Source organism: Ruegeria sp. AB9, assembly GCF_056542585.1.
This window is the reverse complement of sequence record NZ_JBQGAA010000032.1, coordinates 1-12,953: the sequence shown is the minus strand read 5'-3', so window position 1 is coordinate 12,953 and position 12,953 is coordinate 1. Positions and strand designations below refer to the sequence as shown.

The 12,953-nt window shown below is 53.6% G+C and carries 8 protein-coding genes and 1 pseudogene; 5 read left to right on the top strand and 4 right to left on the bottom strand.

The annotated features are described in order from the left end of the window. Positions 1–117: 117 nt before the first annotated feature. Positions 118–900: a Fic family protein gene (locus ACR0K5_RS24720; protein ID WP_480632188.1), complete on the bottom strand. Its 783-nt coding sequence runs from the start codon at positions 898–900 to the stop codon at positions 118–120. 589 nt (positions 901–1,489) lie between these two features. On the opposite strand from ACR0K5_RS24720, the gene ACR0K5_RS24715 reads away from it, so the two are divergent. Continuing rightward, positions 1,490–5,458, top strand: a complete 3,969-nt coding sequence (locus ACR0K5_RS24715; protein ID WP_480632187.1) for a beta strand repeat-containing protein — start codon at positions 1,490–1,492, stop codon at positions 5,456–5,458. Positions 5,459–6,255: 797 nt separating this feature from the next. Then, positions 6,256–6,495, top strand: a pseudogene (locus ACR0K5_RS24710) (IS6 family transposase); the annotation flags it as partial. A gap of 114 nt (positions 6,496–6,609) precedes the next feature. Here the strand turns inward: ACR0K5_RS24710 and ACR0K5_RS24705 are convergent. Beyond that, on the bottom strand, positions 6,610–7,320 hold the full coding sequence (locus ACR0K5_RS24705) for an IS6 family transposase (protein ID WP_480632186.1): 711 nt from the start codon (positions 7,318–7,320) through the stop codon (positions 6,610–6,612). Positions 7,321–7,592: 272 nt separating this feature from the next. Between ACR0K5_RS24705 and ACR0K5_RS24700 the strand changes: the two genes are divergently transcribed. From ACR0K5_RS24700 to ACR0K5_RS24690, 3 genes are all read left to right on the top strand, one after another. Continuing rightward, positions 7,593–9,083: a hypothetical protein gene (locus tag ACR0K5_RS24700; protein WP_480632185.1), complete on the top strand. Its 1,491-nt coding sequence runs from the start codon at positions 7,593–7,595 to the stop codon at positions 9,081–9,083. A 331-nt stretch (positions 9,084–9,414) separates the two neighbouring features. Next, positions 9,415–9,837 (top strand): hypothetical protein, encoded by a 423-nt coding sequence (locus ACR0K5_RS24695; RefSeq protein ID WP_480632184.1) that lies wholly within the window; start codon positions 9,415–9,417, stop codon positions 9,835–9,837. Further along, on the top strand, positions 9,827–10,126 hold the full coding sequence (locus ACR0K5_RS24690) for an AzlD domain-containing protein (RefSeq protein ID WP_480632183.1): 300 nt from the start codon (positions 9,827–9,829) through the stop codon (positions 10,124–10,126). Before ACR0K5_RS24695 ends, ACR0K5_RS24690 begins: the two co-directional genes overlap by 11 nt. A gap of 432 nt (positions 10,127–10,558) precedes the next feature. Here the strand turns inward: ACR0K5_RS24690 and ACR0K5_RS24685 are convergent, their stop codons facing one another. Then, positions 10,559–11,962, bottom strand: a complete 1,404-nt coding sequence (locus ACR0K5_RS24685; RefSeq protein WP_480632182.1) for a pyridoxal phosphate-dependent decarboxylase family protein — start codon at positions 11,960–11,962, stop codon at positions 10,559–10,561. A gap of 263 nt (positions 11,963–12,225) precedes the next feature. Then, positions 12,226–12,579: a hypothetical protein gene (locus tag ACR0K5_RS24680; RefSeq protein ID WP_480632181.1), complete on the bottom strand. Its 354-nt coding sequence runs from the start codon at positions 12,577–12,579 to the stop codon at positions 12,226–12,228. Between the last annotated feature and the right edge of the window lie 374 nt (positions 12,580–12,953).

The window sequence follows — 12,953 nt, the reverse complement described above, 5'->3', positions numbered from 1 at the left end:
GTCAGCCAATAAAGGTCGCTCATGTCACCGCTCCGTTTTTCAAAACGTGAATCACGTGGCACAACGAAAATCAATGCATCCTGACCCTAGCAAAGACGGCCGCGCTCTCTAGTGTTTTCAGAAACCAAATGACAAATTCGGTGGCGTCGATACCCCCCTACCCTCTTTCCGGCCAACCTGTAGAGCGTGATAATACGCTTTCTTATCCCGCTCGACCTGACGTGAAAACGAAAAGGACAATGCACCTTTCTGAGCAAACACAAATTCAATCAACGCCCGACCAATTCGTCCATTTCCATCAGAGAATGGATGGATCGATTCAATCCAAAGATGCGCCAGTGCGGCCTTGATTGGCACTGGTGCTTCCTGATCCTGCGCCAGCCAGGTTAAAAACACAGTCATTTCCTGCTCAAGCCGCTCAGGCGGCGGCGCTTTATACAATACGTCATTAGAGCCTGCGACCGCAGAGCGGACAAATTCCAGATCGAAGCGACGCCAACGACCCAAGTCTTCCACTTCAATGCCAAAGAACAACAACCGGTGCCAATCGTACAATATGTTCGCGCTTAGCGGTCCCTTCGTCGAGCGAGCAGCAGCCATCAACTCCACGACTGCATCAGATCGGCGTGTAATAGCGCGCCGGTCGCGTTGCTTAAGGGACGCAACAATCGAGGCCTGGATCTCGGTCTCATCCAGGGGCACTCCTTCGATTCCAAAAGAGGAGATTACCTCCTGGGCAACTTGCGAAAGATGAAACTCCTCCCGGTCGGTATCCGGAAGCCCGTCAATGAGGCCTGCGATTTCACCGACCATGTGAGATGACGTTGCCAGGTACGGCTCTACCCGCTCATGATCATAGGTGAAATCGGGCCAGTACTCTGATTGCCAAACTTGCGCCATGACGAGATTAGAATGCCTGTTCCAATCACTTTTCCACTATTTTTGATTTGAATACCTGGTCCATTCAAATCAATCGAGTGCTCGTAAAGATACGCTGGGTCGGGCCAATCGACTAAACACACCTTTTGATTTCCCCCTTTGACGGTTCGTTCGTCGAAGGACCAGAGTCGGGTCATTTCTTTCTGCCCGACCGTCAGTTCATCCGCTCGCCAGTTATACCGAGCGGCAATTAGAGCAATCAGGCGGGATAGGTGTGTCCAGTAAATCGCTGACTTTGACCGTTCTAAAAGTTTGCGACACATCCCTGTTCTGTCATTATTAGTTGCCTCATTTCCGATTTTCGTCGCCCAGAATATCAACATTGGATCGCACCGATCACCATCTGATAGATCATTCCTTCAACGTGATCCATCCGCATGAGGTTACCGAAAAAAGTTAAGTATCACATCGATATATTGTGTGTTGTCTGTGCAATACAGGCAAATCTTCTCAATATTTTAAAAATTGTCACATTTGTGCCCAGCTTTGTTTTTAGCTAACCCGTGAAACATAGTTAACAAAACAAAAGTTCCGAGGGGGTTTTCGGAGTATGAAGAACTGCGCAGCAGAGCGCGCCCATGATCGTGTGGCGCGAGGAGGTCGTTTGGTGAAATGGAAAGGTCGCGTGGCGAGTGTTGCACCATCGCTTTTCCTTGCCACTGTTTCTGTTACAGCCCTGACGGTAGGCACTGTTCAGGCTCAGGTTATTTCCACGCCACAGAATACACAGGCTCTCATTTCAACGGATGTAGATGCAACGATCACAGCGACCGGAGCAATTAACCTGACCACCTCAAGTCCCGCGGCGGTCGAGATTAACACAAACTACTCAAGCACAGCTACCAACAACGGCACCATTTCCGGCCCGTCCTCCGGCAATCCATTCGGGGTTGGTGTCGTTCTTGCCGGGAACCTCGAAACTCCCGGTGCAATCATTAACAACGGAAACATCAACATCGCCGCGAATGGCAGCAGCGGGGTATCCGCGCTTGGGTTTCTTTTTCTGGGCGACTACAGCGGCAAGTTCGAGAACACAGGCACTGTCTCAGTAAGTGCGAATTCTACTTCAAGCAGTTATGCGAGCGCGCTGGGTGCGGTTTTCGTTGGGGGGGCCGAGTCAACCGCAACGATTTCGAATTCCGGTACGATCACGGCCACCGCAGATGCCGCCGGATCGGCCACGGCGACCGCGCTTGGTCTGTTGTTCGTGAATGACGTCGACACCGATATTAACAACAGCGGCACTATTGCAGCGACAGCTACAAACGGCAGCTTTGCTAATGCCATCGGTATCCGTGCTGAACGCGACATGAATGGAAACGTCAACAATAGCGGGACAGTAGCCGTCAACGCCTCTGCCATTACATCGGCGACCGCCTGGGCTTATCACCTGGAAGGTGATCTGAACGGGAACTTTGACAACTCGGGTACGATCACTGCAAACGCGTCTGCCTCGTCCGGCAGTGTGGACGCAGCCGCTGTGTACATCGAAGGCAATACCAACGGACACGTCTCGAACAGCGGGACGATCCGCGCAGTTGGGCAAGCATCGACTCAGGTAAGCGCCTCGGGATTCTATTTGTCCGGCGATCTTAACGGGAATTTCACGAACTCGGGCACAATCAACATTCGTGGAATCAGCACCGGATCGGAAAGTGTTGAATCTTTCGGTCTCTATGTTGACGGTGTCGTGGCGGGCAACATCACCAACAGTGGTGTCCTGTCGGTATCCGGCACCGCCGCAAGCGAAGCCAGCGCATATGGCATCTATGTAGAAGACAACGTATCAGGCAACTTCAACAACAGCGGTACATTAACAGCCATGGCGCAGGCCGGATCAGATTCGGCCGAAGCTTATGGTCTTTATGTGGACTCGGATTTTGACGGCAACATAACGAACAGTGGCACGGTCTCCGTGCAGGCTTCGTCGACCAGCGATGAAGCTGACGCATTTGCTTTTTACATTGATGGGGACGTAACCGGAGACATCAGTAACGCCGGCACAGTTTCCGTCAGCGCAACCGGGGTGTCCTCTGTAGACGCACGTGGTTACCATCTGGATGACGAGTTTACCGGGAACTTTACCAATACCGGTACGATTTCCGTGAATTCGGTAAATAACCAGGCTGCAGGACCGGTCCGGCCTCGCCCGCCACGCCCGCCTTTTGCCATAACACCCGACGTAACGGGTGCCTATTTTGAAGAGGTAGCAACCGGCAACATTGCAAACGCGGGATCGATTTCTGTCACTGCACAAAACGCCAATGACGCGAGTGCCTCGGGCATTTTCCTGCGCGACGATTTGGTCGGGAACTTTGCCAACTCAGGTGCGGTTACGATCAATGCCGACTCTGACAATGGTAGCGCCGAAGCTAATGGCCTGATTATTTGGAACGATCTGATCGGCAATGCCACCAATAGCGGTTCCATCGCTGTCAACGCTCAGGGTCAATCCGAGGCTTATGCCGCTGGACTTAACATCGTTGATGATTTTGAGGGAAACTTGCAGAACTCGGGTTCGATCACTGCGACTGCGAATTCCGTTACCAGTGAAGCATATGCAACCGGCCTGACCGTCTCGGACAGGATGGAAGGCAACGTTTTCAACAGCGGTTCAATCACTGCCGCCGCAACAGGTGAGGAAAGCGCCTTTGCTGCAGGTTTCGAGATACGCGACGGAATTGTAGGAAACTTCACCAACTCCGGCACGGTGAGCGTAACAACCACGACCACAAATGACGAATCCGAGGCTTTTGGGTTTTATGTGCGCAATCAGGATTCCCGCGATCCAGATGCCTCGTTTGAAGGGGATTTCACCAACACCGGTAGTGTCACGGTTCGCGCCACGGGAGATACAGGTTCTGCCTATGCCAGCGGCCTTTACGTCCGCAACGGATTCGAAGGCAGCCTCATCAACTCAGGTGTTATCGACACTGTGAGCATTTCTCAGCAAGATAATGCTACGGCACGCGGTATCTATATTCGCGGCGATACAACCGGAAGCGTCGCAAACAGCGGCAGCATTTCGGTTCTCGCTCAGGGCGGCGAGGATATCAGAGCGCAGGGCCTATTGCTGTACGACAACGTAAATGCATCCGTTGCGAATACCGGCGTTATCAATGCAACCGCGAATATCGTAAATGGCACCAGTGATGCCGAAGCCCTTGCGGCAGGCATCTGGGCCGAGGACATGCAGGGCGCGTTTTCGAATACAGGTACCATAACCGCAACGGCTACAGGCGGGGTATCCTCCGAAGTCTACGGTCTGTATTTCGAGAATTTTGACGGCGTTATCTCAGACGTGGGCCGGATCTCGGCGTCATCCGACAGCGGCGATGCCTATGCGATCTTCCTGGGTACGGGCACGGGTTCTCTCAATGTAGACAGTAAAGATCAGGTGACCGGTTTGATCCGGGTACAGGACCATGACGTCAACCTGGACGCCCAAGGCGGCAGCAACATATTCTATTTTGAGGATGCGGCCCCGAATACTGGCGTTTTCACCACGCGGGTCTCAGAGGGCAGCTCAGCCTGGTTTGTTCAGGACGAGGGCGGATCAGCGCCTGTCTACGCTGTTGTGGATGGCGGTGATTTTGGAATATCCGGCGACGTCACTGCGTTTTACGGAAGTGTCCTGAGTGGCGCAGGTGGTGCGCTGAGTTACGATCAACCAGCTCAGGTCTCGCGCGGTTTCTCGTTCCAGCAGGCGGCTCCTGCTTTCGGAGGGTTCCGGCCATACGCAATGATCGACGCCGAATATAGGCAGTTTGAAACAACACCGAGCAATGACACCGACATCTCGCTGTTCAATGGCAGTGCCGGGCTTTCCGGCCAGCTCAACAACGGCATTTCTCTGGCCTTCGGAATGGGTGTGTTCAACGCCGACGGTGACACCAACACAACCGATTTTGACACGACCGGTTTCTACCTGGACACCGCAATAGGCCGTCAGATGGGTGCATACACAGTCGAGGCCGGTATTGGCTATGGATGGTTGTCCACGGATCGGTCGCGTCAGATCACCGGCAGCGCAGATGCGCATGCCGACTATGACAGTCAGTTGCTGACCGCCCATATCGGTGTCGAAAGGAGCTTTGATGTCAGCAGCAATTTCGGGCTGCTGGGTCTTGGCGAAGTTCGCTACACGCGCCAGAAGGATGACGGATATACGGAAACCGGATCCGTGGCCAATGCATCTGTCGGCTCGGCCACAACTGAAGTGATCGAAGCCCGGCTTGGCGCAGAAATCGACAAAGCGCTGGGTCATGGTGGCGTCATCTCTGGTCAACTGAGCGGCGTCCTGCGCAGAGGGCTGGGGGACACCAGCGCAGATGTCACGGTGTTCTCGTCAACGGAAACACTGACATTCGCGTCCACGGACTTTACCGGTGCAAGCGTGATGCTGGGGTATAAAAAAGACCTTCTTCAGGGAATGCGGTTCGAAGCCACCGCAGAACAAGAGATCGGAAATGACGCGCAGGGCCCCTTCCTGCGCGCAGGGTTAAACTGGTCTTTCTAATATGAGAACCGCTGCGTCGCCCTACCCGGCGACGCAGCAGAGACCGGTTTCACAACTTCCGCCATTTCTTTCCGCATATACTTGGCAAATAGTTCAGAAAACGGCTGTACCGCGCTTGATCTATACTGCGTGGGCGGAAAAGCGGAGTAGATCAGGCTTTGAAGATCCTCTGGAAGCACCAAGCGAAGAAGAAATATCGGAAGATCGCTTACATTCGAATGTGATTGTGTCGAGAAAACGCCCGAACTGGCGGCTAATCTCGACTTATTCCGTTGAAGTCTTCTTCCTTGATCGAGGCACAAGACATGGAAACCTTTTCTTTACCTCGAAAATAAGGCCGTTCTGAGCTACAGAGGTTAATTCTATGGCTCACGCTCGCTGGAAAATTGAAGCGGGCTTAATGCAACTGCCGGACCTGCCCCTGCCCTTCATACCCAGCTAAAGTCGCCTCCCGAGCCTCAAGCGTTGTACAAACTACCCCTGATTTTCAAACGCGTCAGGTTCCAGTTATTCCCAAAATGCGAAGATTGCAGTTGCATTCAAACCAGACCGCCACCTATGTGCCCGTAAGTGTTCGCGGTCCAGATCATCGGTCAGGCCGGAAAGGATCAATCTATTGTCTGCATCGCGCTGCGTTGGGTTTTGTCGCGAAACCAACCTTTAGACAACTGCCGAATTCCGCGCCCGTTCGGTGCGCTCTGCCGCGCGGGCCGGATCTGTTGCAAAATTTTGACCGTTGACGCTCACCAATGTAGCGAGTGAATGGCTGTCGGTAAATTTAAGTCGAAAGTCGATTCATGATCTCTTTCAAAGGCGCGCTGCACCCGAAGGATGTGATCCTTTTCGCGGTGTTATTTTACATCCGCTACGGTGTGTCAAATCGCGATCTGGAAGAGATCATGCATGAGCGAAGCGTTGCGGTGAATCACACGACCTTGAACCGCTGGGTGACACGGTATGCAGGCGCAATCGCTGAGGCAGCGCGTCGTAGTAAGGGAGCGTGCGACCGTTCCTGGAGAATGGATGAAACGTATATATAAGTAAAAGGCACGTGGGTCTATCTCTATCGCGCCTTAGATTAGCGCGGTAAAACTCTGGACGGCATTGCCAAGTTGTCTGACGTGGATTGGAATATGCATAAGACCGCGCAATCAGGCCGATAATTCCGCAGCATACCCTTTCCACAGCTTGAACGCGTCGGCTCTGGCATGGCGGTAGAAGAGAGTGGAAAGGCGATAGCCGCGGGGATTAAAAATTGTACTGATTTGGTCGTGGGCGACGAGAAATCGTTGCGCCTGGCGTGGTGACTTCAACCGACCCATCATCTTTTCCTGCTTTCGCATCTTTCGGCGTGACCCTTCGATCCGGTTGTCGAGCCCCTTGTGCGCCCGATGGTCGACGCCCGGCACGATGGCCTTGATCGGCTTGGTAAATTTGCGCAGCTTGTCCGTGATCACGGTACGCAGTTCGCCGTAAGCAGCAACCAGTCGGACGAAGAAACTCTTAGCGGCATTGGCATTACGGCGAGGCTGAATCAAAATGTCGAGTACATTTCCATTGCCATCGATCACACGCCACAGCCAATGTCGCACGCCGTTGATCGGGACGACCACTTCGTCCATGTGCCATTTGTCGTGCGGTCCCCGCCGGTCGCGTTGGATACAAGCCGCGAACTGAGACCCGAAACGGTTCACCCAGAGACGATCCGCTTCACGATTGACGATGACGCCATGCTCCGCCAGGAGATCCTCGACATCCGCCGTGCAGAGAACAAACCGCTGATATGCCCACATCGTATAGGCGATGGTTTCGCGAGGAAAACGGAAGCCCCTCAGCTGCGGCAATGAAGTCAGTATGGTCATGGCACCGCGCTATCCAAGAAGGACAACGCGATCGACTTAGCAATGCTGTTTAATCCGATGGTCCGGAGAGGTCTCTTCGTTCAGTCAGAAGCGTCGCAACAAAACCCATTTTTGCCGCCTTAGACGGCTTGCTTTTACTGTATTTGCCTTATCCTGCGTGTCAAATGCGCCATACTCAGTCTAAATCATTGGGTGTAAACGATATTTGTACGCTTTGCTGCATTTTGGGTGGTAGGTTTTTCACGACAGTCCAGTAACGCAGGGGCACACCAGTGGTTTCACGATTTCTTTGTTCGCTCGCCTTTGTTTTCGCCGCCGGGGTCGCAGGAGCGGAGACGCCCAAGTGTAAACGCCTGTGTTCACGTGACTACCTGTTCAGCCTGACGTCACCGGACGCCATCATTGTTGATGTGGCCAACGGAGAGACTCCGAACGGATATATGGAGGATGGTCGGACACCGCTGATTTGGGCGGCTCTTGACCCTGATCCGCACGAAGCCTTCACATATGCCAGGGCATTTCTCAGTGCAGGTGCGGATGTGAACATGCGCGACAAGAAGGAGGGCCGAACCGCTTTGCATTTCCACTTCAGCTCCAATTTGGCGGTGCCTGATGAGAATTTTGTGTCGGAGTTGCTTGGTCGGGGCGCCAATTTGCTTATCAAAGATGCCTATGGGCTTACTGCGGTGGATTTGGTTCACGGGCCTCACGCAAATAGAAGACTCGAGCCTTGGCTATTGCAGGAGATACTCGATGAGCAAAGGAGGCAGGCTTCACACCTCGAAGGATTGAGGGCGATGGAGAAGAAGCGGCTGCCGTATGCAGCTAATGTCTTCGATCCATTGGCGAAGGAGGGCTATGCCAAGGCGCAGTATGCACTGGCCTTCTTACTTGAAACCAGCGATGATTTTTTGGTTCCAAAAGACCCTGTGGCGGCTAAGAAGCTGTATTTGGAAGCCGCAAACCAGGACTACACGCCTGCGATCTACAGGATCGGTAGCGGGCATTACTCTGGCCGTCTTTACGATCAGGATTACAACGCCGCATTCGAATGGTTCACACGCGGTGCGCGGCTCAATCACAAGGAATCCCAAGCTTACCTTGCGTTGATGTATGCTAACGGTCATGGCGTTGGCAAAGACATTTACACTTCGATGATGTGGCTGAACATCTCCCAAGGGTCGGGCCTTGAGTGGGCCGAGGAACTCCATGCTGATGTTTTGGGCAAGCTTGAGCCGACGGACATTGATATTATCGCTCAGATGACGCGAGACTGCATTCTCGATTACCTGGGGTCATGCGAAGTCATCGCGAACAACTATGTTTCCGTGGGTGGTGAGGAAGTGCAGGAAACAGCGGAGACGTCCACTGTGTCTGAAGGGGGCTGGCCGCCTGCTCCTATAATCCGAGATGGGGAGCCGAAGGTCTTCATGATCGACAGTTCCACCCGGCTTTGTGAGATTCATTGGGATGGGTACAAAGAAAATGATGTTGTCATGGACATTTCAAACGATCCTCCGAAAGATTGGAATGAGTCGGTTTTGTTGACTGGATCTGGCAATGCTATCTTTGTGCAGACAAACCCTCTTCAGATCTACGACGAGAGTATGTCTTTCGAATACGTGGATGAAGATGGGCTCGAGGTTTACGCCTCGATCCTTACTGAGTCCGGATACAACAAGGATTATGTCATCGAGCTCATGGAGTATCGACAGGAGACGGACGATAGGTCTGTCTACCGTGGTCGGATGTTTTGCCCATAGAGACAAATACCGAAGCTTGGCTCTGGTGATGCCATGGAAAAAGCAAGACGGCGAGCACCCCCAGCCCCTGCTGAAAGTGTTGAAGCGACACTATTCCGCTTCCTCGCTGATGTTCTTTACCGAAAGGTTCCTCCCGAACATTTCTTCGAGAGAAACCTAATTTTCCTGAAAGCGCATCAACGCTCGCTATGCGAACTTTCCTGACCGTCACAAATTTTACAAACTCGGCAAGAATTGGAATTTCCATACGCCCGTAACAAGGCGGAAGAGGCCTATGTGCATCTGGTGATATGTGCGCGAGAGGCGTTTGGTCTCAAGTGGCACAGCCAGCATGAGTAATGCTCTAGTCGAACGCCCTTGGTGGCAGATTATGACCGGCGTATATCTGGCCACAGATGCCTCAGTAGCACTTATGCAGACCGCCAAAAACCGGGGTGCTTTGGCGAGCTATTGGTATCTCTTTGGTGGAGGAGCGTTCCTGTTAATGGTCTGGATGTTGGCAACCAACACTGGCGCCTTGTTGTCTCAGGGGATTCCAACCCCAACCCGTTTCGGTCTGGATTTTACCATTGTTGCTGTCTTTATCGCCCTATTACCTGGCCTTTGGCGTGGGCACAGTGACCTTTGGCCATGGGTCGTGGCAGCAAGCACTGTCGTTGCATTCATGTTTATGTTCCCGGCACAAGCCAGTTGGGACCTGATATTGGGAGCGGTTCTTGGCGCAACCACAGCTGGAGTGGTCCATGACAAATGAAATATGGCTCACCATTCTGGGTCTTGGAGCCGCCAGTTACGTCATTCGCTTGAGCGGCTTTCTCTTAGCGCTCCATCTATCTCAGACGGGAAGCTGGGCTCGTGGAATGGAGGCCATACCGAGCTGTTTGATCGTGGCTTTGGTCGCGTTGATGATGCTAAAGGGCGGCACCATTGAATTGGCTGCAGGGACAGTCGTGTTTGTCGTTGCGGCGAAAACCCGCAACTTGCCAGTTTCAATGTTGGCTGGCATGGCAGTTGTCACGAGCTTTCGCTTTCTGACGCAATAAGGCCGAACGCTAACGCTAGCTTAATGCATCACTTTCAGATTTCAAAGCAGAAGAGATATACCGAACCTTCGAACTCTTCTTTTGGAAGTGGCCGTCTGTGCTCAGACCCACTATTCGACTCTGGAAACTCTGTTCATTGGATAGCGTGAAAATTCTCTACTTACGCCGAGTTTGAAGCGAAATGTCCGCTGCGTGCCGCAGGTGGGGTCGATTGCGGGACGGGGCGAAATGACACTCTAAGGGTTTTCGGTTGAGCCGCCATTCGCACATAGCGCGGCGGATTTAACGACAGAGCCCAAAGTGCCGAATATCGCGGTGTGGGTAAATGTCTGCTTTTAAGGAATTTGCAGGCTCCGCGTCCACAACACTCGCAGCTTCAGATATCGAGGTTAGCACTGCGCTTCAGAAACCGACTCTTGGCGCGCCTAGGCATCATATGACGGCTCTGTGTGCGTCCACGATTTCGCTGACCAGCAGGTTGATATCGGTGTAGTTAGTCGAATGGTTGATCACCGAAACTCGAATGATCTGTCGGTCCTTCCAAACGCCGTGACTGGGATAAACCGAGGCCCTTTCTTGAACTCTTTCCAGGACTTTGGTCGTCAACTCGTCTGTTTCGAAAGCAATGGCCACCTGGTTCAGAACGACATCATTCAATATCTCGACGCCCGGAACGGCAGCCAATCGGTCTGCCAGATGTGTAGCTAAGGCGCAGTGACGTGCAATCATCGACCTAACACCTTGCGCCCCAAGCTGCCTAATAATTGCATAGCTCGGAATGCCCCGCGCACGGCGGCTTAGTTCTAGCGTGGAGTCGCTCGGCTCCCAGGTCTCGCCTTGCTCCGGGAGATATGCGCCTCGCGCGCTCATCGCGGACACCAAATTTGCACGGTCGCGCACGATACAAAGCCCGGCATCATAGGGCGCGTTGAGCCATTTGTGCAAATCTACAGCCCAGCTATCTGCGCCATCCACGCCTTCCACCCGGTCACGCAATTCGGGCACGGCATGCGCCCACAGGCCGAACGCGCCATCCACATGCACCCATCCACCCGCGTCGTGAACCAACGGAATGGCCTCGGCAAAGGGGTCGGAGGCACCGGTGTTAATCTGGCCGGCCTGGAGAATGACCAGTGGTGGCTGCTTGCACTCCGCGAGCGCCGCCGAAAGGGCGCTGATCAGAATCCGGCCCTGATCATCCGTTGCAATTCGTTTTGCGCGGCCCAGACCCAGCCCCGCATATCGGACGCCAGCCATCGGCGCGGAATGCGCCGCATCACCCAGGATGACCGGAATTTCCGGCGCGCCGAATAGACCATTCTCATCGATGTCCCATCCCACTCGGGTCAGCAAAGCGTTGCGCGCCACCATAATGCCCTGGGTGTTCGCGACCGTCGCCCCCGACACGATTCCGACGCCGCATGCGACTGGCAAACCGAGAAGTTCAAGACACCATCGACAAACTGTCTGTTCGATAAGTGCGGCAGACGGGCTTTCCCAGGATGAAGCCGTGTTTTGCCCCCAGGCGGTGACCAAGAAATCCGCCGCGACCCCGACCGGCATGGACCCACCGCAGACATATCCGAAGAACCGCGGAGATGCATGGCCTTGTAGCCCCTTGCCGACAATCGCTATCAGTTTCTCGATCACGGAGGATGCGGAGTCCCCTTGCTCGGGAAGGCGGGTGTCGAACTCCGTCGCCAAGGCCTGTGGTCGCAGGTCCGGTTTAACTGCGGCGTCCGCTAGGGTACCCCGGTACGCCACTGCTTCGCGTGCTGCCACGAGCATGGCCGCGCGTTCGTCTGCACTCAGTGGTGCTTTCTCATTGTCCGGCATGCAGTCTTTTCCAATCAAATCATTTGGCAGTGACGCTAATTGGGATTGGGATGGCAGTCGAGCTTAGCGTCTGTCGATAAACTGATCGTCCGTGGACTGATCGGAAATTCATTCTGTTGCCTTGAAGGCCCGTTCCTTTGCGCTAGGCCGGGCTTGATGCCGCCTGAACCAACCCGACGACCTACTGAAACCGTCAGACGACCGGTTCGAGCCCTAAGCGCATATGTGTGAAGCCAAAAAAGACTGCTGAGAATTGTATTTCTTTAGCATCTCCAGAAATGTGTTGTGATGGTCTTTCCCAAAGTTAAAATATGAACTTCTAGGTGTTTGATCCCACGGTTTGATGGTGTGATCCTTTCGCACGAATGGAAGGAAGCACTATGGGAAAAATTCGTCATGGCAGCGCCGCGACCACGCACGCGGTCAGAGCTCACATACAGCGATCGCAAGCTTCGATCGCGGATTTCATCAAGGCCAGTGGCGACAATGCCGCCACGCAAACAGGCCGGACAGACGAAGGTACTGACAAAATACCCGGAAACATCACCAAAAGATCTTGCAATGCAGGAGCCACCCACAGATGCCGTTCGCTGCCTGTTGGTGATGCTGCGACGCATCCCGTCGAACCTGCCGTTCGCTGCGGGAGCGAAAACTTGAACGCTAAGAACGCACTTAGTTCAGTGTTATTGCAGTTTGACATTATCTCACGTGCTTCGGCGAAAGTAACTAACCAACAAAAAGTTCAGACACACAACAACGATGACTGCGCCGCGACGATGCTGTTGAAATTTGCTCAAGCACGGAAGTGCATTGGCACAAGAAACTGGGCGCGTCTGAACGCGCCCAGTTTCGTCAAGTCGCGACGTGCGACACATCCTTGTCAGGCGAGTATATGTCCAGGATGTTCCAGTGTCCGGTCGTTGGTGTCGGGTTGTTGATCATTGGCACATCGAGCACAGTTGGCTTGCCGCTGGCGATTGCCGCTTCCAAT

Bases quoted from the DNA above. Each gene is read 5' to 3' on its own strand.
- ACR0K5_RS24720 (WP_480632188.1), bottom strand. From the start codon at position 900: ATGGCGCAAGTTTGGCAATCAGAGTACTGGCCCGATTTCACCTATGAT.
- ACR0K5_RS24715 (WP_480632187.1), top strand. From the start codon at position 1,490: ATGAAGAACTGCGCAGCAGAGCGCGCCCATGATCGTGTGGCGCGAGGA.
- ACR0K5_RS24705 (WP_480632186.1), bottom strand. From the start codon at position 7,320: ATGACCATACTGACTTCATTGCCGCAGCTGAGGGGCTTCCGTTTTCCT.
- ACR0K5_RS24695 (WP_480632184.1), top strand. From the start codon at position 9,415: ATGAGTAATGCTCTAGTCGAACGCCCTTGGTGGCAGATTATGACCGGC.
- ACR0K5_RS24690 (WP_480632183.1), top strand. From the start codon at position 9,827: ATGACAAATGAAATATGGCTCACCATTCTGGGTCTTGGAGCCGCCAGT.
- ACR0K5_RS24685 (WP_480632182.1), bottom strand. From the start codon at position 11,962: ATGCCGGACAATGAGAAAGCACCACTGAGTGCAGACGAACGCGCGGCC.
- ACR0K5_RS24680 (WP_480632181.1), bottom strand. From the start codon at position 12,579: ATGCGTCGCAGCATCACCAACAGGCAGCGAACGGCATCTGTGGGTGGC.